General features: G+C 37.5%; 21 protein-coding genes. 6 read left to right on the top strand and 15 right to left on the bottom strand.

Annotation, left to right across the window (positions count from 1 at the left end; genetic code table 11):
- Positions 1-341: 341 nt before the first annotated feature.
- From ACFINS_RS07090 to ACFINS_RS07105, 4 genes are all read left to right on the top strand, one after another.
- On the top strand, positions 342-1,094 hold the full coding sequence (locus ACFINS_RS07090) for a transporter substrate-binding domain-containing protein (protein ID WP_375612134.1): 753 nt from the start codon (positions 342-344) through the stop codon (positions 1,092-1,094).
- Between the two features lie 79 nt (positions 1,095-1,173).
- Positions 1,174-1,896, top strand: a complete 723-nt coding sequence (locus ACFINS_RS07095) for an ABC transporter permease (RefSeq protein WP_375612133.1) — start codon at positions 1,174-1,176, stop codon at positions 1,894-1,896.
- On the top strand, positions 1,893-2,600 hold the full coding sequence (locus tag ACFINS_RS07100) for an ABC transporter permease (protein WP_375706035.1): 708 nt from the start codon (positions 1,893-1,895) through the stop codon (positions 2,598-2,600). The genes ACFINS_RS07095 and ACFINS_RS07100 overlap by 4 nt, the downstream gene beginning before the upstream one ends.
- Positions 2,601-2,679: 79 nt before the next feature.
- The gene (locus ACFINS_RS07105) at positions 2,680-3,453 is read left to right on the top strand and encodes an amino acid ABC transporter ATP-binding protein (protein WP_375612131.1); all 774 of its coding nucleotides are present in this window, start codon (positions 2,680-2,682) and stop codon (positions 3,451-3,453) included.
- 20 nt (positions 3,454-3,473) lie between these two features.
- Here the strand turns inward: ACFINS_RS07105 and lpxB are convergent, their stop codons facing one another.
- The 13 genes from lpxB to ACFINS_RS07170 form a co-directional block, all read right to left on the bottom strand.
- Positions 3,474-4,670, bottom strand: a complete 1,197-nt coding sequence (lpxB, locus tag ACFINS_RS07110) for a lipid-A-disaccharide synthase (RefSeq protein ID WP_375706036.1) — start codon at positions 4,668-4,670, stop codon at positions 3,474-3,476.
- Positions 4,663-5,535, bottom strand: coding sequence for an LpxI family protein (locus tag ACFINS_RS07115; RefSeq protein ID WP_375706037.1), 873 nt, complete (start codon positions 5,533-5,535; stop codon positions 4,663-4,665). Before ACFINS_RS07115 ends, lpxB begins: the two co-directional genes overlap by 8 nt.
- Before the next feature lie 2 nt (positions 5,536-5,537).
- Positions 5,538-6,362 (bottom strand): acyl-ACP--UDP-N-acetylglucosamine O-acyltransferase, encoded by an 825-nt coding sequence (gene lpxA / locus ACFINS_RS07120; protein WP_375609506.1) that lies wholly within the window; start codon positions 6,360-6,362, stop codon positions 5,538-5,540.
- Positions 6,363-6,386: 24 nt separating this feature from the next.
- Positions 6,387-6,854, bottom strand: a complete 468-nt coding sequence (gene fabZ / locus ACFINS_RS07125; protein ID WP_375612128.1) for a 3-hydroxyacyl-ACP dehydratase FabZ — start codon at positions 6,852-6,854, stop codon at positions 6,387-6,389.
- 1 nt (position 6,855) lies between these two features.
- Positions 6,856-7,902: a UDP-3-O-(3-hydroxymyristoyl)glucosamine N-acyltransferase gene (gene lpxD / locus ACFINS_RS07130; protein ID WP_375612127.1), complete on the bottom strand. Its 1,047-nt coding sequence runs from the start codon at positions 7,900-7,902 to the stop codon at positions 6,856-6,858.
- Between the two features lie 65 nt (positions 7,903-7,967).
- A complete protein-coding gene (gene bamA, locus ACFINS_RS07135; protein WP_375612126.1) occupies positions 7,968-10,364 on the bottom strand; it encodes an outer membrane protein assembly factor BamA in 2,397 nt (798 codons plus the stop codon).
- A 202-nt stretch (positions 10,365-10,566) separates the two neighbouring features.
- Positions 10,567-11,715: an RIP metalloprotease gene (locus ACFINS_RS07140; protein ID WP_375612125.1), complete on the bottom strand. Its 1,149-nt coding sequence runs from the start codon at positions 11,713-11,715 to the stop codon at positions 10,567-10,569.
- A 15-nt stretch (positions 11,716-11,730) separates the two neighbouring features.
- Positions 11,731-12,546, bottom strand: a complete 816-nt coding sequence (locus ACFINS_RS07145) for a phosphatidate cytidylyltransferase (protein ID WP_375651203.1) — start codon at positions 12,544-12,546, stop codon at positions 11,731-11,733.
- A 731-nt stretch (positions 12,547-13,277) separates the two neighbouring features.
- Entirely contained in the window at positions 13,278-13,838 is a 561-nt protein-coding gene (gene frr / locus ACFINS_RS07150) for a ribosome recycling factor (RefSeq protein WP_273790667.1), read from the bottom strand.
- Between the two features lie 37 nt (positions 13,839-13,875).
- The gene (gene pyrH / locus ACFINS_RS07155; RefSeq protein WP_273790666.1) at positions 13,876-14,595 is read right to left on the bottom strand and encodes a UMP kinase; all 720 of its coding nucleotides are present in this window, start codon (positions 14,593-14,595) and stop codon (positions 13,876-13,878) included.
- 157 nt (positions 14,596-14,752) lie between these two features.
- On the bottom strand, positions 14,753-15,676 hold the full coding sequence (gene tsf / locus ACFINS_RS07160; RefSeq protein ID WP_375646790.1) for a translation elongation factor Ts: 924 nt from the start codon (positions 15,674-15,676) through the stop codon (positions 14,753-14,755).
- A gap of 102 nt (positions 15,677-15,778) precedes the next feature.
- The gene (gene rpsB, locus ACFINS_RS07165) at positions 15,779-16,558 is read right to left on the bottom strand and encodes a 30S ribosomal protein S2 (protein WP_273788135.1); all 780 of its coding nucleotides are present in this window, start codon (positions 16,556-16,558) and stop codon (positions 15,779-15,781) included.
- A gap of 167 nt (positions 16,559-16,725) precedes the next feature.
- A complete protein-coding gene (locus ACFINS_RS07170; RefSeq protein ID WP_273790664.1) occupies positions 16,726-17,562 on the bottom strand; it encodes a cell envelope integrity EipB family protein in 837 nt (278 codons plus the stop codon).
- Between the two features lie 145 nt (positions 17,563-17,707).
- On the opposite strand from ACFINS_RS07170, the gene ACFINS_RS07175 reads away from it, so the two are divergent.
- The gene (locus tag ACFINS_RS07175; RefSeq protein WP_375620782.1) at positions 17,708-18,169 is read left to right on the top strand and encodes a RidA family protein; all 462 of its coding nucleotides are present in this window, start codon (positions 17,708-17,710) and stop codon (positions 18,167-18,169) included.
- A 134-nt stretch (positions 18,170-18,303) separates the two neighbouring features.
- Positions 18,304-18,726: an HIT family protein gene (locus ACFINS_RS07180; protein WP_273790662.1), complete on the top strand. Its 423-nt coding sequence runs from the start codon at positions 18,304-18,306 to the stop codon at positions 18,724-18,726.
- A gap of 7 nt (positions 18,727-18,733) precedes the next feature.
- On the opposite strand, the gene clpA is transcribed toward ACFINS_RS07180, so the two are convergent.
- Both clpA and clpS read right to left on the bottom strand, forming a co-directional pair.
- Positions 18,734-21,085, bottom strand: coding sequence for an ATP-dependent Clp protease ATP-binding subunit ClpA (gene clpA / locus ACFINS_RS07185; protein WP_375706038.1), 2,352 nt, complete (start codon positions 21,083-21,085; stop codon positions 18,734-18,736).
- Between the two features lie 6 nt (positions 21,086-21,091).
- Complete coding sequence (gene clpS / locus ACFINS_RS07190; protein WP_375612119.1) at positions 21,092-21,463, bottom strand: ATP-dependent Clp protease adapter ClpS; 372 nt, start codon at positions 21,461-21,463, stop codon at positions 21,092-21,094.
- Positions 21,464-21,655: the final 192 nt, after the last annotated feature.

Below are 21,655 nucleotides of genomic sequence, written 5' to 3' on the forward strand. Positions count from 1 at the left end.
TTTTAATTGCTCCTTGAGATCTAAACATTTTGTAGAATCTAATGACAACAATAAGGTTGTATTTTTACCGTATCAAAATCTAATTTTTTTATGTTCAAATTTAATAGCCTTATTTTCAAGAAAAATCCTCAGTTTTTACTCATGAAATGATTCAAATCAATCATTTCGTGAAAATTAAGCTATCATACAAGCAATAAGATATTTATTCTTTTTTTATCAATAATGCCCAACATAATGATCTAAAATAAACATCAATAAATTTTTGAATTGCTCCCAAAAAGCTTACAGATTATAAAAACATAATGATTTCATATTGCCCGCTTATCCAATAGGAGAACATCATGAAACTATTAGCAGGAGCTCTTATAATAAGCGCCGCACTATTCACCCAATTGGCTGATGCGAAAACATTAAAAATTGCGAGTGAAGGCACCTATCCTCCCTTCAGTTATATTGACTCAAATAATAAATTGCAGGGACTTGATATTGATATATCTTATGCACTTTGTAAAAAAATGAATGTTGAGTGTACTATTGTTACACAAGACTTCGAGGGAATGATCCCTGGACTTATTGCAAAAAAATATGATGCTATCATTGCTTCCCTCTCTCTCACACAAGAGCGTTTACAAAAAATTGACTTTACAGATCCTTACTACGATACAGCACTGGCTGTTATTGTTACCAAAGCTTCGGGAATTAAAGAAATCTCGACAAAAGACTTTAGAGGTAAAAATCTTGGTGTGCAATCAAATACAACACAAGCTTTCTATGCAGAAGATCATTTTGCCTCTGAAGAGGTGAAAATAAAACTCTATCCTTCCACAATAGAAGTGAATCGTGATCTTTTAAATCATCGACTTGATGTGATCATTGTTGATAAATTACAAGCATTAAATTGGCTTAAAAATGAAGGAAAAGATTGTTGTCTCCTCTTGGGAACTCTAGAAGAAACAAGATTTCCTGTTGCAATTGCAGTCCGTCAAAATAATAATGATCTTAAAAATAAGTTCAATGAAGCTATAAAAGAAATCCGTTTGGATGGAACTTATGAAAAAATTATGAGAAAATATTTTACAAGTGATGTTTATTAAATATCAATATGATATTTTAATGAAACCCGTTGGTTATTGCTAAAAAATATTATCTAACTCTTTCATGAGGAATACAAGAATGATTGAAAATTTAGCATTGCTATCATTTAGCAATGGTGGATGGGGAGCAGTTATACTTTCCAGTGCAGGAATGACTTTGTCATTGGCATTATGTTGTGGACTTCTAGGATTTCCTCTAGGGCTTCTCAATGCAGTGATGATTCGATCCAATATTAAGATGGCCAAAGCTATGGCACGCCTCTTTTCAACGATATTTCGTGGGCTACCAGAGCTTTTAACTTTGTTTTTAGTTTACTACGGATTACAAAGCCTTATTCAAAATTTATTTGACTATTTTAGTTTTGAAATCATGTTCAGTATCAATGCTTTTGTTGCTGGTGTTCTTGCCCTTAGTATGGTTCTTGCAGCTTTTTCTTGTGAAGTTTGGCTTGGAGCATTTAATATTTTTGATAAAGGTCAATATGAAGCAGCTAAAGCTTTAGGACTTTCACGGTCAACCACATTTTTTCGTATTGTCTTCCCTCAGCTCATCCGAAATGCCTTGCCAGGACTTTCTAATAATTGGCTTACTTTACTGAAAGATACATCCCTTGTTTCTACCATCGCGCTTGTTGACCTCATGCGACAAACGAATCTAGCTGTCGCTGCTACCAATAAACCCATGCTATTTTATTTTGTAGCATGCTTACTCTATTTGTTATTTTCAGCGGTTTTTACTGCAATCTTACGCCATTTGGAAACATACACTCAAATAGGCTATAAAAAGGTGCTAAGTCAATGATTCCTGAGTGGCTTTATTTTCTTTTTAATCCTGATCTTTTAAGTCATTATGGACCCAAATTTATTAATGGCTTTATTGTTACTGTTGAACTTGTTTCTATTTCTTGTTCTCTAGGCCTTTTTTTTGGTATGATTATCGCTTTTGCACGTCTATCAGAGAATACATTTTTACAATATTTTGCAAATGCTTATGTCTATTTTTTCCGTGGCTCTCCTTTATTAGCTCAACTCTTTCTTTTTTATTATGGGCTTGGTTCAATGAACAGTTTTTGGCAACAAGTGGGGCTATGGTGGTTTTTTCAAAACGCGTGGTATTGTTGTCTTTTTATTTTTACACTCAATTCTGCTGCCTATCAATCTGAGATCTTTAAAGGAAGTTTTCTATCCGTAACAACTGGACAACGCGAAGCATCAAAAGCTTTAGGTTTAAGCAACTCTGTCACATTTTTTAGAGTTATTCTTCCACAAGCAATGATTGTAGCATTACGCCCCTTAGGAAATGAGTTGATTTTAATGATTAAATCCAGTGCTGTTGCCTCACTTATTACTGTTTATGATTTAATGGGGGTTGCTAAACTCGCTTATTCACGGACTTTCGATTTTCAAGTTTACGTTTGGGCTGCTCTTATCTATCTCTTTATCGTTGAACTCATTCATCGTTTTATTGTTTTTATCGAGCAGCGCCTCACTCGATATTTACGGTAAATAAAATGATCATAAAAAACAGTATCAAATCAAAATGTTGAATTAATCAAGTTCTTCATCAATGAAAGAATAAAATAAGATGAATTTGAAAAATAATAAATCGATCTCTCCCAGTAAAAACCCTGTGATCTCTATCCAAAATCTAAATAAATGGTATGGAAACTTTCAGGTCCTACATGATATCAACTTTAATGTTCAAGCTGGTGAACATATCGTTATTTGTGGACCATCCGGATCAGGAAAATCAACGTTAATTCGTTGTATTAATCAATTAGAACAAGCACAAAAAGGTTCAATCTGTATCCATAACGTTGATATCCATACTGCACCTATACAACAGCAAAAAAATGTTCTTCGTAAGATAGGAATGGTCTTTCAGAACTTTAATTTATTTCCCCACATGAGCGTTATACAAAATTGTATTTTAGCACCTATGACCGTTCAAGGGCTTTCCAAACAACAAGCACAAGAACGGGCAATTCGTTACTTAACGCATGTTGGTATTGAAAAACACTGTGAAAAATATCCTTTACAACTTTCTGGTGGGCAACAACAACGTGTTGCGATTGCCCGTGCACTTTGTATGGAACCCGAAGTCATGCTTTTTGATGAACCAACCTCTGCTCTTGATCCAGAAAGTGTGGGAGAAGTTTTGGAAGTGATGGCTCGATTAGCCGATACAGGGATCACAATGCTTTGTGTTACCCATGAAATGGGCTTCGCACGTAAAGTCTCAGAAAGAATACTCTTTCTAGAAAATGGAAAAATTGTTGAAGATGCAGCCTCTGAAGAATTTTTTACCAATCCTAAAAGCCAACGTGCTTGTAATTTTCTTGCTAAAATTAAATATTAATCATTAAAATATTGCTTTATTTATACAATTTTATTCCTGCTTTTTAAAAGAGTGATAATTGTTTGTGCGCCAACAACCCCCGATGGTACTTCAGTTTTCATTTTCTGTTCTACCATCTCAAAGGAATCAAGTTGTGCCTGTCGCAATAAAGGATTAGCCAAAAGTTGTTCTACCTGTCTTGCTAACATGCCAGGACGGATTAATTCATTCAAATATTCCGAAACAATAGGCTTATCAGCAATAATATTTGGAAGAGCAGCACTCCATAACATCATTTTAGGAAAAATAAATAATTTAGAAAAGAAATCAAGTTTATAGCAAAGAACCATAGGAACTTTTGCTAAGGCTAATTCAAGTGAAACAGTTCCATGTGCAGCAAGAGCAACATTTGCTTGTGCAAAAGCACGCCATTTTTCATCTTCACCAACTACAATTTCTATCTTGCTTTTCCAGCCCTGCACAAAGTCCCGGATTCTATCTACCAAATGAGGTAAGGTTGGTAAAATAATACGTAAATGAGGAATACGTTGTACAAGAATCTCTACTGTTTCTCGAAAAATAGGCATTAAGGAACGAATTTCTGAATTGCGTGATCCTGGCAAAATAACTAATGTAGGCGATAATGTTTGTGTATCGATCAAATTTCTGTGTTCTAATTGGCTTTTTTTTTCTGACTGAACTCTCAAAAGGGGAGGATATGTCAAAAGACGATGTCCAACATAAGTCGTGGCAGGGCCTCCCAAATCTTGCATAATCTTTTCTTCAAAAGGAAAAACCGCTAAAACATGATCAACAAATCCACACATAGCTTTCGCACGCTCTGGCCTCCATGCCCAAACAGTCGGTGCAATATATTTAATGATAGGAATAGAAGGCGCTAAAGCACGTACCTTTTTTGCAATACGATGCGTGAAATCAGGACTATCAATAATAATTAAACAATCAGGTTGTTCTTGTGCAATAAATTTGGATAAATTGCGAATATGTAGCAACAACAATGGTAGTTTTTTCAACACCTCCTTTAAACCTATTAAAGCAATATCATGGGAATCAAAAAAGCTTTTTAAGCCTAATGCCTTTAAATGGCTCCCCCCAACACCAATCAAATGAATATTGCATCCTATCTGTTGTGATAAACAAGAAATTAGATCGGCCCCAAGTAAATCACCAGATTCCTCACCTGAAACCACTGCAATCTTTAAGAAACAATTATTCATGACCAAACTTTTCAAATGTCTCTATAAATAAAGAATATTTGTTGGCTTTTTCTATTGTTGTTTTCACTGATAATATTAGACTTCTATTTGCCTCCACCGCAACACCAGATAAACCACTCTTTGCAATATTCATTATTGTCGCTGGCCCAATTGATGGCAAATCAACGCGATTATCCTGTTGTGGTTTTGCGCATTTTACAAGAATGCCACCTTTAAGGGGAATTTGCCCTCTTTCTCGCATTTCACAAATACGCCACAACATATTATCAGTTCCCTCAGCCCCCTCTAGAGCAACCACCCTTCCTTGGACAACGACAACGGCTTGCCCGATATCTAATTGACCTAAAAGCTTTGCTGCTTCTACTGCTAAAAAAATATCTTTTTTCTCTTTTGGAGTAGCGCGCCGTACTGTTAAATTAAATTCTATGGGAGCTAAAAGATCTGGGACTATTTCGTGAGCACCGATAACACAAAAACCGTGTGCTTCAATAACCCGTATAAAAGCTTTTAATAACGCATCGTCTCCCCTCTTCAAAGCTCCGATTAACTTAGGAAGAGCTAAAAATGTTGTCCAGTCCAGTCGCAATTGTTTAAGAAGTGGACGCTTTTTTACACCACCTGCCAAAACAACATTATATACACCAGCCTCTTTTAAAATTTTAACGAGTCGTGCTAACTCTACAATTGATAGCTCGCAATGCTCATAGCGATAAAGAACAGAATCTGCCTCACCATGCAAAAGCACAAGAAAAGGATTTTCTCCATTCTTCTCAAGAGTCTGCGCAACAGTAATCGGTAGAACACCATTTCCTGCTATAATAGCAGTACGGCCGGAAAAAAAACTTCTGGCTCCCCAAATAGGCATTTTTAATCCTTATGTTCTTTTATTCTAACACCTTCAAATTTTGGTGTACAATAAAAACGCTTTCCTTCTTCTTTAATAAAATTAACAACTTCAGAAACAGACTGAGAAGAAGAATAGAAAGAAGCAACATCACTGACACGCTCTTTAAATGGTTTGCTATGATCAAAAAGCATAGCAACCGCATGACGGAGTGCATGAATATCTTGACGCTCAAGTCCTGCACGCTTCATGCCAATAATATTGAGTCCAGCAAGTTTTGCCTGCACACCAACAGCTGTTCCATAAGGTATCAGATCACCAACCAGTGCAGATACGCCGCCGATAAATGCATGATGTCCAACACGAACAAATTGATGAACAGCAGCACCACCACCAATAATCACATAATCACCAATAGTAACATGACCAGCAATCATTGCGTTATTGGCAAATGTTACATGATTGCCTACATAACAATCGTGAGCGATATGCGCATAACAAAAAAATTGGCAATTATCACCAACAACTGTCATTCCTACACTCGAATCGGAACCCCTATGCATTGTTACACCTTCACGAATCGTACAATTCTTACCAATAAAAAGAGTTGTAGCCCCTCCTTTATGTTTATTATTTTGCGGATCTGCCCCCAAAACGGCATGAGAAAATACTTTACTCTTGGCTCCTAACGTTGTCTTTCCCATTATTACAACATGACTTGTCAAACTACATTCATCACCAATAACAGCCTCTGAACTAATATGGCAAAATGGTCCAACGCGTACATTCTCACCAAGCTGCGCTCCCTTCTCCACAAGAGCAGTTGGATGGATTTTCGTACCGGACATTTTTTAATTCCCATCAAATATCGTTTATGCTTCTTCGACAATCATCGCAGCAATTTCTGCTTCAGCGACGCGAACATCTTCTACTTTTGCAACACATGAAAAACGTCTCATACCAGATCTTTTTTTCAAAAGCTGAACATGGATTTTTAGCTGATCACCAGGCATAACCGGCTTACGAAATTTCGCATTATCAACCGTCATAAGGTAAACTAAATTTGTTTGCTTATTGCCTAAATTTAAAAGTGCTATTGCTCCTGCCGTTTGTGCCATAGCTTCTAAAATCAAAACTCCAGGCATAACAGGCTTTGAGGGAAAATGTCCCATAAAATGTGGCTCGTTAATCGTTATATTTTTAATACCAATCGCTTCTTGTTCACCATCAATATCAACGATACGATCAATTAATAAAAATGGATAACGGTGCGGTAATATTGATAATAGTTTTTCAATATCGACAGCCTCTAAGTTTTTAGTTTTTTCACTGCTGATCATATCAGCGTTTCTCCTTTTTAACTTTTCCCATACTGCGCAATGCCGCTACTTCACGAAACCATTGTTTAAATGGTCGCGCTGGACTACCTCCCCATTTTTCGCCATCCGGAATGTCATTCATAACACCACTACGAGCAGCAATCTGAACAGATTTACCTATTATGATGTGATCCGCTACTCCCACACTTCCGCCAAGCTGAGACATATCCCCTATAGATGTACTTCCCGCAATGCCACATTGAGCGGCAATAAGACAATAGCGTCCAATTTTGACATTGTGGGCAATTTGTACAAGATTATCAATCTTGCTTCCTTCACCAATAACAGTATCTTGAAATGTTCCACGATCAATTGTCGTGTTCGCACCAACTTCTACACCATCCTCAATAATAACGCGACCAAGCTGTGGAATTTTCTCGATTCCAGAAACGCCCCCAACATAACCAAAACCATCTTGCCCAATGCAAACACCAGGATAAAGCTGAACCTTATCACCTATTATAGAACACTGAACTGTTACCTTAGGAGCAATATAGCAGTCACATCCAATACGGCAATTTTCACCGATAACAGCTGTGGATGAAATAAGAGTTCCTGCACCAATCTCAACATTTTTACCAATAACAGCTCCCGCTTCAATACACACATCATGTGCCAACTTAGCCGTTGGATGAATATGCGCATGCGATGAAATCCCCTTCTGCCCCAACCAAGGCATTGGCTTGACAGAATCTGGAAACAAAATACGACCAATCTGAGCAAAGTCACGCTGTGGTGTGGATGTCACCAAAATTGCCATAGTTTCGGGAACTTTAAAAACAATCTCATTCGTACACAAAACAGCAACAGCAGAACTGTCCAGTAAAGCATCAGAAAACTTCCGATGCTCTACAAAAACAAGCGAACCTTCCACAGCACTCTCAAGTGAAGAAAGAGTATTGATAACTTTATGAGAAAACTCTGGATTAAGAAGCTTTGCACCCGTCAACTCAGCAGCATTTGCAACTGTCAATCGTCGGGACGGCGTAAAAAAAAATGTATCCGCCATCAAAACACTTTCTCTCCCAGCTTAAGCTATTCTCTTCAAGTTTTTCCTTCTTAAAATCGCTCAAATCAGAACTTCGTAGAAATACCAAAGTTCAATTGTTGCACACGATCACCTTCCTGTTTCGTTATTGGCCAAGCATAATCAAAACGCAAAGGACCAAACGGAGAATCCCACATCAAACTCACACCTGCAGATGAACGCCAAGCACTTTTGGTATTGGTAACAGACGGTTCACCCTTAAAAACGGCTTTATAATTATTGCCATAAAGCGTGGCAATATCCGCAAATAAAGCACCGCGCAACCCAAATCCCTCAGGCACGACAGGGATAGGGAACTGTACTTCAGCAGTCGCATTCATATATGTCGTTCCCCCCAAGAAATAAACCTCACCCTTACTGGAAACCTGACGCGGACCTATTCCATTATATTTGAACCCTCGAATCATATCAGAATTTACTTTAAACATATCGAAAATACGAACACCATCTCGGCCCATTCCGTGGATATAACCACCCCCAAAGGAAAGCAAACCAACGATATCCTTCTGGTCAGAAAGAGTCTTGTACATCATCGCCTTACCCGTGGTCTTCAAGAACTTTGCACTCCCACCAAGCCCTGCATATTCCTGAAGCAGATGCACGTACCACCCATCATGGGGGGATCTCATATCATCAATCGTATTATAGGTGAAACCATAACTAATTGATGAACGTTTCCAAGGGCTGTGTTTTGCAGCTTGAACAATCGCACCAGAATATTTCCCATATAATTCTATTATGTCACTCTCTTTGTCAAAATCATACTCTCCGCCAAAATCATATTCTTCCTGCACATAAGAATAAGCTACATTAGCAGATAATTGATTATTAATAGGTAACGAAAACCGCAGAGATCCACCTGTCTGCCGTACATCATAGGCTTTATCAGCACGATAAGTACTACGAAAAACATCAACACCAGCAGATAAACGATACCCTAAGAAATAAGGATCAACAAATGATAAATTATAATTACGAGATTTTTCTTGCCCCGCACCTAATCCTAAACGAACATATTGACCACGTCCCCCAAGATTACGTTCAGTAACAGAAACTTCAAGTGACATACCAGGACTTGTTCCCCCTGTTGTATACCCTCCAGAAAGAGAGAGATCTCCTGTTGAAGCTTCAACGACATCTATTACCAAAACAACTTGGTCAGATTGATCTGTAGGAACCATTGAAATATTAACGGCTTTGAAGAAACCTAAACTTTCTAGACGACGTTTTGCCCGCTGTAATAAAGTTTGATTGTAAGCATCTCCTTCGTTTAAATCAATCTCACGGCGAATGACGTAATCACGCGTTTTCTCATTGCCACGTATATCAATACGTTGAATATAAGCACGTGTACCCCGTTCAATATTATATAAAATTGAAATTGTATGATTTGCTAAATTACGATTTCCCCGCGGTTCAACTTTAGCAAAAGCATATCCCGAATCAGCAACTTTGTTATTAATAGTTGCAACAGACTGTTCAATATCTTCTGCACTATAAACATTACCTGGCTGGGTTTTAAGCATCCTTTTCACAGATTGAACGTCAATTCCATCAACATCACTTTCAACCTGAATATCGCTAATTTTATAGAGCGCACCCTCATCAAGAACGAAAGAAATTTTATACGTATTGCTTGCTGCATCAAAAGTTGCTTTAGAAGAGACTACACGAAAATCCGCATAACCACGGTTATAATAAAAGCGACGTAAAGCTTCTTCATCAACAGCGAGGCGCTCTTCACTGTAAACATCACCTCCCAACAACTTCGAAAAAATTCCTGAAGTTTTTGTTGAAATCACATCACGCAAACGACGACTTCCAAAGACATTATTTCCCTTAAAAGTGATATCACCAATCTTTGTTTTTTTCCCTTCAACGACATTAAATACCACATTAACCCGCCCTTTTCCAAGGTTAATCGTTTGAACGTTAACAGTGATATTATTACGACCAAGAGTTTTATAAGCCTCACGAATTGTATTTATATCAGCAGAAAGCTTAGCAGAATTAAAAGGCTCATTCGGTTTTAAAGAAATAAACCGCTTAAGATCTGGGTCTTTAAAAGATTTATTTCCTTGAAACAATATTTGATTGACAACCTCATATTCTTTTACGAATACAACCAATTTATCACCCACCGGATTTATTTTAACATCATAAAATAAACCCAATTCGAAAAGATTCTTCACAGCACTATCAACATCACCACTGGAAACACCTTGCCCAACCTTAATCCCCATATTGTCTCGAATCGCCTGAGAACTTACAAACTTATTCCCACGAACCTCAATAGAGCGGACTACAGACGCTTGTATTTCTCCGACCGCAGCAATTGACATAAAAACCGTTGCTGGGGCAATCATCCCCATCTTTAACACCAATACAGATGCTGCATTTAAAAACTTTGAATTCGTAGTCATTGGCTTTTTTACCTTACTCTCGTTCCTTGGACATGATGCCTTAAAAGCTAACTGCCATAACAACCTTTTTACAGCGAGACTTTTCATTCCTTAATTACTCATTATAATGTACAACGCCACAACATTTTGTAGACATGGTAAACAACCTTCAATTTGTTTTTGCTATTATTACTTAATTTATAAAGCGTTTTCCATAATTTAATTAGCTAAACCAACAAAAATAATCATTAAAAAAGACAAAGATCATAAAAAGGAGAAGAATGAAAAAACCTAAACGAAAAACGATTCCCTGAATTTTAGCAGATATTTTCCTCCCAGTAATGACCTCAATGACATGCAATAAAAGATGCCCACCGTCAAGCGGTAGAATCGGAAAAAGGTTAATAAGCCCAACACTTATTGAAAGAAAAGCTGCCAAATTCAACAAAGAGATAAAACCTGTCTCGCTCACTTTCCAAGCAATTTTAACGGTTTTAGAAGGTCCACTTAGCCGACAACGATCCTCTTTGCCTCCTATTAAACGACTCATAAAAAGAACGGTTTGAGTGGCGATAAACACAGTACGGTCTGACGCTTTTCTTACAGCTGTTACAAAACCATAGCGAATATGTTTTATATAAGTTGGATCTAAACGTGCAGGATTATTTAAATCAACAGGAACACCTACACCTATCATAGCACTTCGTGTTCGATTACCAAATCCATCATCTCGCTCAACGACTTTCGGGGTAATCATCGTTGTAAAGACTCGCCCCATGCGTTCTATTTTAAACTCTATGGGTTCTCTTCCGTGAAAAGCTACATAATTCATCAAATCTTCAAAGCTTTCAACCCGTCGTCCATCCATTTCAACAAAACGATCACCTAATTCCAAACCGGATTGAAGAGCAGGGCTATCTTTTACCAAAGAACCAACAACGGGCTCAATGGCTACACGACCATAGATAAAGAAAAAAAATGTTAGAATAACAACAGTAAAAAGGGCATTAAAGAAAGGACCGGCAAAAACAGTTGCTGCTTTTTTCCAAGCATGCGCACTAACAAATGAACCATCAACAATCAGAGATGATTGGGATGATTCCGTATCGATTTTTTCCTCATCCCCAACAAATTTTACATAACCTCCTAAGGGGATAAGTGCTAAACGCCACTTCGTGCCATGCTTATCTGTATAACTCGCTATTTCTGGTCCAAATCCAAGCGAAAAAATTAACGCCTTAATACCACACCACCGACCAATGAGATAGTGCCCAAATTCGTGCACAAAAATGATAATCATAATGATGAAAAGAATACTCAAACTTCTTAAAAGAAAATCACCGATAGTGACGATATGATTTAAAAGTTCCAAACTATCTTCTCCCAATTAGATCATACTAAAAAGATTAAAAGGCGCATCCATATCAGACATAAATGAACCAATTAAATAAAGAAGAAAAGCTGCCCCTACCAATCCATCTATACGATCCATAAAACCACCATGTCCAGGCAATAAAGAACTAGAATCTTTAACAGAAAACCGTCTTTTGAGCCATGATTGCCCTAAATCACTCAATTGTGAAACAATTGACAAAACAAGTGTAAGGAGTGGCACAAAAAAACTGGCTAAATTTATATCAAAAAATCCAAAAGCGACCCATATACCACCGAAAACTCCGACAAATGTACCACCAAGTGCTCCTGACCATGTTTTATTAGGAGAAAATTGTGGTGCTAATTTAGGCCCCCCTAATGCACGTCCGATAAAATAGCCACCAATATCTGTTCCCCACACTATCGTAAATAAGAAAATAACAACTTGGAACCCCAACATTTCATGATCCCGTAGAAAGCATAAAGCAACAACAGGAAAAGATGCATATAAAAAACCAGAAAAAACCCAACCACTCTTTTTTATAGATATAATAGCTAACACTGTAGCTAAAATGATTAAAACACAAAAAATCAATGAAGCAGATACACTCAATACTAAAAAAAAGCCAAAAATTAAATAAAAGATACTTGCTAATATTTTTTGTAAAATACACCATTTCTCTTTAGTAATACTCACCCACTCATAAAGAACAAAACCGCCAATACACCATACAAATAAAAAAAAGAGGTTTCCTCCCAACCATGTTAGATACAACGCAATAATGCCAAAAACAAAAGCTGTCAGAATACGATAAACCAAATTAGACAAAACAACATCCAAACAATAAAAATAGAAAATACAAGCTCTAAAATTAACGCAAGAAAAACTCCCCTACGCAGTATTTTTATCTCATACCTGTATAATTTCTCTTATAATTTATCATAAATAATTCAGTCTACTAAGATAGCGCTTATGAGACTAATAATCAATGAAAACAGCTTCAAAAATCTTCGTCAAAATTATAAAATATTTTTTAATATTTTCTCAAATATAAAATGAAAAAGCAGTTACCTCTGCCCCACACAAATTAACTAATATAGGTTTCGTATAAAAACACTTTTCTATCAACTATTCGTCATTAAAAAACGAATTACGCCACATAACATCTGCTTGATCGATTATACTTACCATGTTTTATAATGAGAAATAAGAGAACGGTTAGGCTTGTTTTTTTACATTATATTCTTTCCCCAACCTTCATCTTAGAATATTTGAGTAATTTCTAACAATGCTTTCATTATGCATTTTAACAAAGACGTGCTCAACTAAAAAACCACACCATGCTGTTAAATAGTATCTCCCAGCAAAGGGCATGATTTACCACGCAGACTAAAAAATAAAAACATCTGCCCTTTCAAATCAGTCTCTCCCATATCAAAATGATAGAATACCTTCCTGCATCACACCTTGCTACCACAGAGCACACCACTCCCTACAATTTCCCTAGAAACAATTTACAGGCTGGGAGTAAACATCCTTTTTCTAGTGACAAAATCGTCTTAAACGTGCATAATTTCAGATTCTTTTACGGCTAAAATTTTATCAATATCAGCAATAGTTTCATCTGTGAGTTTTTGAACTTTTTCAGACAAACTATGGGCTTCATCTTGTCCAATTTCACCATCTTTTTCTAACTTTTTCAAATTGTCCAGACCATCCCGACGAACATGACGTGTAGCAACACGCGCTTGCTCTGCATAGTGATGCGCAATTTTTACAAGTTCTTTACGGCGCTCTTCATTCAATTCAGGCAAAGGAATACGTAGATTCGTACCATCAGTTATGGGATTTAAACCAAGACCAGAATCGCGAATAGCGCGCTCTACAGCTCCGACCATCGTTTTATCCCATACAGAAACAGAAAGCATCCGAGGTTCAGGAACAGAAATATTAGCAACCTGATTTATATGCACAACAGAACCATAAGATTCAACGGTCAACGGCTCTAATAAACTGGCCGATGCACGTCCAGTCCGTAAACCACCTAATTCATGTTTAAAAGCCGTAATGGCACCATCCATGCGACGTTTTAGATCATCCATAATCGATGTAACATTCATATTTCTGTCTCCTTCAATTGTCCTTTGAAGCTTACCCTTATTCCGATACTATTGTAAAGCGTCCTGTTCCATTCAAGACCTTAGCCAAACCGCCTTTTTCATGAATGGAGTACACAATAATCGGTACATTGTTCTCACGTGCTAAAGTGACCGCCGTTGAATCCATAACAGATAATCCCCATTGCAAAACTTCAACATGTGTTAATTGGTCAAAACGCTTAGCCGTAGGGTCTATTTTTGGATCTGCTGAATAAATACCATCAACTTGTGTTCCTTTAAGAAGGACATCTGCACCAATTTCTGCTGCACGTAAAGTAGCAGCAGAATCAGTGGTAAAAAATGGATTTCCTGTACCACCTGCAAAAATAACAACTTTTCCCTGATTCATATAAGCTATTGCTTTACGTTGCGAGAAACTTTCACAAATTTGTGGCATAGCAATCGCAGAGAGTACAACAGTTTCAACCCCTAATTTTGTCAAAGATGTTCGCAATGCTAAAGAGTTAATAGCAGTTGCAAGCATTCCCATATGATCACCTGTCACTCGGTCCCCACCATGCGAAGCAACAGCAACGCCACGAAAAATATTTCCCCCACCGATAACAACCGCAACTTCTATCCCCATTGTGCGCACTTCTGCAATATCAGCGGCAATACGGTCTACAACAGAAACATCAATGCCAAAATTCTGCCCTCCCATAAGAGCTTCACCAGAAGCCTTTAAAAGAATACGTTTATACGGAAGTGCTAATGCCATTAATAATCTCCCCAAAAGCCCATTTACTTTTTGCTTTTGACATCACGAAGGGCACCACTTTTTTCACGTGACGCCCTCTCAACAATTACATTATTCCCCTCAGAGATTCTACAACCAATGATATGACTTTAAATCTCTGATCAAGAGTTTGCAATAACTAGCCTTTTACAGCAGCAGCAACCTCTGCAGCAAAATCAGACTCCTCTTTTTCCACACCTTCACCTAATGCAAAACGAATAAAGCCTGTAATTTTTGCTGGAGCACCAATTGATTTCTCAGCATCCTTTAAAGCGGCCTCAATAGTTATATCAGGATTCATAACAAAAGCTTGAGAAAGCAAAACAACCTCTTCAAAAAACTTACGCATACGTCCTTCTACCATTTTTTCAATGATATTTTCAGGTTTTCCAGACTGACGCGCTTGATCTGAAAAAATTGCTTTTTCTCGCTCAACAGCAGCAGCATCAACATCTTGTGCTGTAAGTGCTAATGGATTGGTTGCCGCAATATGCATCGCGACCTGCCGACCAAAAGCAAGAGCAGCCTCTTTATTTCCTGTTGTTTCAATCGCAACCAAAACACCAAGTTTCCCAAGCCCATCAGCCACACTATTGTGTATATAAGTCGCAACAACACCATTCTCAACAGACAATTTAGCGGAACGACGAAATGTCATATTTTCGCCAATTGTACCAATTGCATCTTTAATCGTAAGCTCTACAGTCTTCTCAGAACCTGGATAAAGAGAAACAGAAACAGATTCAACATCCCCTGGCGTATCTAAGGCAGCAGTTGCTACTTTACGCACGATGTCTTGGAATCCATCATTGCGCGCAACAAAATCTGTTTCAGAATTAATCTCAACCAAAACTGCATGTGAATCTTTTGATACGACTCCGATTAATCCCTCAGCTGCTGTACGACCAGCCTTTTTATCTGCTTTAGCTATTCCTTTTTTACGAAGCCAATCAACAGCAGCTTCCATATCACCATTGGTCTCTGCTAGGGCGGCTTTACAGTCCATCATACCAGCGCCAGATAGTTCTCGAAGTTCTTTTACTTGTGCAGCAGTAATGCTCATATTTGCCTCTTTATTTTATAACAGTGAAAGCGTGCAAAATCCCTCTGCACGCCTATAACTTCTTCTTTAGACAATAAAAGTACCTTAATTAGGCATTTTATATTATTCAGAAACTTCTGAAACTGCATTTTCTTCCAAAATAGGCTCCACAGGTGCATCAACTTGAGCTCCTAAATCGATACCCATTGCTCCTTGCTGGCGTGCAATACCATCAAGAGCAGCACGGGCAAAAAGATCGCAATAAAGAGAAATTGCACGTGAAGCATCGTCATTACCTGGTATTGGATGTGTTACGTCATCGGGATCACAATTGGTATCAATAATAGCAATCACTGGAATACCTAAACGCTTTGCTTCTTGGAGTGCAATATTTTCTTTATTCGTATCGATAACAAAGATAAGATCTGGAACAGAACCCATATCTTTAATACCACCAAGCGCACGATTAAGCTTTTCACGATCACGTTCAAGATTTAAACGTTCCTTTTTAGTAAAGCCTTGCGCTTCAGCAGCAAGAATTTTATCAAGCTTCCGCAAACGATGGATCGAATTGGAAATCGTTTTCCAGTTTGTGAGCATGCCGCCAAGCCAACGTGCATTAACGTAATACTGAGCGGAACGATTCGCCGCATCTGCGATAATGTCAGATGCTTGCCGTTTCGTACCAACAAAGAGAATACGACCACCACGCGCTACAGTATCTGAAACAAGTTTAAGTGCTTGGTGTAAAAGTGGAACAGTCTGAGCAAGGTCAATAATATGGATATTATTACGCTGACCATAAATATAGGGAGTCATTTTGGGATTCCAGCGATGAGTCTGGTGACCAAAATGCACACCGGCTTCTAAAAGCTGGTGCATAGTAAAATCGGGTAGTGCCATAAATCTTATCCTTTCCGGTTCAACCTCCGCGGAAAAAGCAGAAAGACCTGCTACCGGCGGATGCTTGCTAGAATTTTCTCACAGATCATTTGCAAACACCCAGACTCCGCGTGTGGAATAGCGCAAACATACTAATATTTGATTCTTTTTCAAGTTATTTTCTTTAATCATTTAATATTTGCATTTTCACATTGATTAAGATCTTTTCCAAGTTCCAAGAATTCGAGACTGTTCAATTTTGCACGCACTGAAAAAGTTCCATAATCTATATGAAGATCACGCATGACACCATTCTCATGTAAGAGAAAACTGCTACGATAAACCGGCAAACCATCTTTATTTTCTCCATCATCAAAATAAGAAATTGTAACAGGCCAATATTCTTCTTCATCCAATTTTCTTACTTTTTCCGTTTCGCTATCAGATAAAAGTGTCTTCTTTTCCCCTATGACGATACTTTCTTTTATAACTTTATCTGCTTTATTTGTCCCATCAAATACAGTAACATTGTAAAAATGATCTCCTGCTTTTGCATGGCGGATAATATTTTTTAGTTGCATTATTGGAAATTCAGCCATTGCAAGCTTATACTCTTTTTCCTTTGGCTTTTTTAAGGTAACTGTAATACCATCTTGAGTACGCTCCGCAACCCCCTCGGCACGATGCACAACCTCTTCTCCCTCTTGATCTGTGATATTAAAACGAAATGTACGGCTGTCTCCTGTCTCATAACTCGTCGTCTGTTGATCAGTCAAACGTACTGGCATATCTTCAATGTGAACACGGCTAATGAAACGAAAACGTGTGCTATAGCCTTGGCATGCCGAACCAGTAAGCTCGTAAACCATTCGTCCTGACATCGCAGAAATTGTCATTTCATGAGAAACACTATCGAGATGAAAATCATAAATTGCTCGATGAGGCACAATAAAAATGGGCTCTTCAGCTCTCGCAGTACATAAAAAAACAATATATAAAATTATTATAAATAATGATCTAATCATTCCCAACTTCCGAACTTTATCCCCGTTGCATAACATCATACAATAAGGCAAAAAAGGTTAATTTCTCAATTAACCACACATTTTCTTAAATCAAAAAATAGATTATGCAATGAATATATTATAGAGCAGCTATGGAGTTAAAATTATGACCAATATGATTGAAAAAAACTTAGAAAAATTCGGAATCACTCTTCCTGAAGTAATCTCCCCCCTTGCCAATTACATCACCACTTCACAAAGTGGCAATCAAATCTTTATTTCTGGACAACTCCCTCTTATTAATGGAAAACCAATAGCCATCGGTAAAGTTGGTGCAACTGTGAATACCGAACAAGCCCAAAAAGCATCTGAAGCTTGCGCTCTCAATATTCTCGCGCAACTCAAGGCAACTCTGGGTGACTTAAATAAAATAAAACGTGTAGTCAAAATTACTGTTTTTGTGGCTGTAGATTCTCATTTTACCGATATTCCTTTTGTTGCCAATGGAGCTTCTAATTTATTCGTCAATATCCTTGGTGAAATTGGAAAACACGCCCGTTCTGCTATTGGTGTTGCCTCTCTTCCTATGGATGTTCCTGTAGAAGTTGAAGCCATCATAGAAATCTAAACCTTCATTAAGACAGTGCACCATCCTAAATATAACTGAAGTCAAAATACTTCTTTGTCTTACACTCTGATAAACCTTGCATTTTTTCGTTTTTAAATTAGAATCTTAAACTTACAATAAAAGGAAATATTTGTATGAAACAAGCTTACGACAATAACAATATTTTTGCTAAATTGATTCGCAATGAAATCCCTTCTGTTCGTGTCTACGAAGATGATGATGTTATTGGATTTATGGATATCATGCCACAGGCACCAGGTCATACGCTGGTCATTCCTAAAAAAGGCTCGAGAAACTTACTTGATGCAGATACTGAAACATTATTTCCTGTTATTAAAGCTGTTCAAAAAATTGCAAATGCCGTCAAAAAAGCCTTTCAGGCAGATGGCATAACTGTCATGCAATTTAATGAAGCAGCTAGTCAACAAACCGTTTATCACCTCCATTTTCATATTATACCACGTATGAAGGGAATAGAACTTACCCCTCATAATGATATGATAACACCTACAGAAATACTTGAAGAGAATGCAAAAAAAATCCGTGCTGCCTTATAACACACTCTTAAGTTGTTGAGCTTTTTTTTCCTACACGTTTTTTTGTAAAATTTTCCATTTTACTTTTCTTTGAACTTACAGATATATCGGAAGATGAAATTTCTAACTGTAAGCTTTCTTTTTTACCATTTGATTTTTGTGTCAATACGCGAACGGTACCACCATTGCGTAACTTTCCAAATAAAATTTCATCAGCTAATGGCTTTTTAATATATTCTTGTATAACACGCCCTAATGGGCGTGCTCCCATCTGAGAATCATATCCTTTATTGGAAAGCCATAAAGTTGCAGAAGGGCTTAATTCAAAACAAATTCCCCGATCAGCTAATTGTGCTTCAAGCTGAAAAATAAATTTTTGCACTATCTGATTGATGATTAAATGAGATAAAGGTGCAAACGGAATAATTGCATCTAACCGATTACGAAATTCTGGTGTAAATAACCGATTGATTGCTTCTATATCCTCACCATCACGATGTACTTTCCCAAATCCAATAGCTGATTTTGCCATATCTGAAGCACCCGCATTAGTCGTCATAATCAAAATAACATTGCGGAAATCAATTTTCTTACCATTATGGTCTGTTAATCTACCATAATCCATTACCTGCAATAAAATATTAAATAACTCTGGATGCGCTTTCTCAATCTCATCTAGCAATAGAACTGCGTGAGGTTTCTGATCAACGGCATCTGTAAGGAGACCTCCTTGATCAAACCCTATATAACCTGGAGGTGCTCCGATTAAACGTGCTATCGTATGCCGTTCCATATATTCTGACATATCAAAACGCAATAATTCAATGCCTAAAGATGATGCAAGCTGTTTTGCAACTTCAGTTTTTCCTACACCTGTTGGTCCTGAAAATAAATAACTTCCTATTGGTTTATCCGATTCGCGTAAACCTGCTCGCGCCAATTTTATGGATGAAACTAAGATGGAAATTGCCTGATCTTGACCATAAACAACATGTTTGAGTTCTCTTTCAAGCTTACTCAGTATCTTCTGATCATTCCGGGAAACTGTTTTTGGTGGAATTCTTGCAATTGTAGCAACAGTCGCTTCAATTTCTTTAACACCTATACTCTTCTTGCGTTGTTTTTGTGGCAAAAGCTTTTGCGCTGCGCCACTTTCATCAATAATATCAATTGCTTTGTCAGGTAACCTACGATCAATTATATAACGTGAAGATAATTCTACAGATGCCTTCATCGCCTGATCTGTATATTTAATCTGATGAAAATCTTCAAAGTAAGGCTTCATCCCTTGCAAAATCTTAATCGCATCTGTAACAGAAGGTTCATTAATATCAATCTTCTGAAAACGACGCTCTAAAGCACGATCTTGTTCAAAGAATTTGCGATATTCTCTATAAGTCGTCGAACCAATACATCGCATAGTTCCAGAAGATAATACAGGTTTCAAAAGATTTGCTGCATCCATATTTCCCCCTAATGTCGCTCCTGCTCCAATTAAGGTATGAATTTCATCAATAAATAAAATAGCATCTGGATATAGCTCAAACTCTTTAATAACTTGCTTTAAGCGTTCTTCAAAATCACCGCGATAACGTGTACCTGCAACAAGTCCCCCCATATCAAGAGAAAATATTGTTGCATTTGATAAAACTTCAGGTACTTGCCCATCAACAATGCGTTTTGCCAATCCCTCAATTATAGCGGTTTTCCCCACTCCAGGATCACCAACCAAAAGCGGATTGTTTTTCGACCTTCGACATAAAATCTGTATCATGCGTGAAATTTCCATTTCACGGCCAATTAATAAATCAATTTTTCCATTACGTGCTTTACAATTGAGATCAACACAATAATTCGTTAAAGCACTTGTTCCTCTTTCACCATTATCCGAAATCTGCTGATCTAATTGCTCTTCAAGTCCTTCAAGTAACATGGATAACCCATCATCACGCGTGACACCCTGTGAAATAAAACGTACAGCATCGTAGCGTGTCATTCCCATCTCTTGAAGAAAATATGCTGCATGGCTTTCACGTTCAGAAAAAATTGCAACAAGAACATTTGCCCCCGATACTTCATCTTTTCCAGCTGATTGTGCATGAATCACCGCACGTTGGATAACACGCTGGAAAAAAGCTGTAGGCTTTGTATCCTCATCAGCTCTAATCTGTTCATCTAACTCTGAGCGAAGATAATTGGTTAAGCGCTCTCGCAATTCCTCCACATCTACTTGGCAAGCCTGAATAACGGAATTTGCATCGGCATCATCTAACAGCGCAAGTAGAAGATGCTCTAGTGTTGCATATTCATGCCGTGCTTGAGTAGCAATTGTTAATGCACGATGCAAAACCTCTTCAAGACTAGGTGTAAAAGATGGCATAGCTCCTCACTTCCATTCCATTACACATTGTAACGGATGTTCATTTTGACGCGCACATTCCCTCACTTGTAATATTTTCATTTCAGCGACTTCATAAGTGTAAGTCCCACATTCTCCTATCCCATTGTGATGAACATTTAACATTATCCGCGTTGCCTCTTCGAAACTTTTTTTAAAAAAGTTCTTCAAAACGAAAACAACAAAATCCATAGGTGTGTAATCATCATTAAGCAAAAAAACGCGACATAATTTAGGTTTTTCGAGTTTTTCTCTAGCCTTAGGCATTATAACTGCACCATGCCTACCTTCATCCCAATTCTTGCCCTTTTCATTATGCATAATATGAGCTATAGAGTTTATTATGAGCATCTGTCCCATTATCGTTTTCCATGCAGTACATTTTTATTAATTTTAAATTCTTTCATAACTATTGCAATACCTGTTTGTATTAGAAAAAAATTTCCCTCTATGGTTAGACTTCAATCACTCACTCATAAAATAACTTCTGTAAACAAATTAGTAATACCATTCGTCTAAACTGCATCAATAAATTACAGAAAAGGAAGCTTT

The sequence above is a fragment of the Bartonella sp. AA2SXKL genome, from assembly GCF_042197205.1.
Classification (GTDB): Bacteria; Pseudomonadota; Alphaproteobacteria; order Rhizobiales; family Rhizobiaceae; genus Bartonella.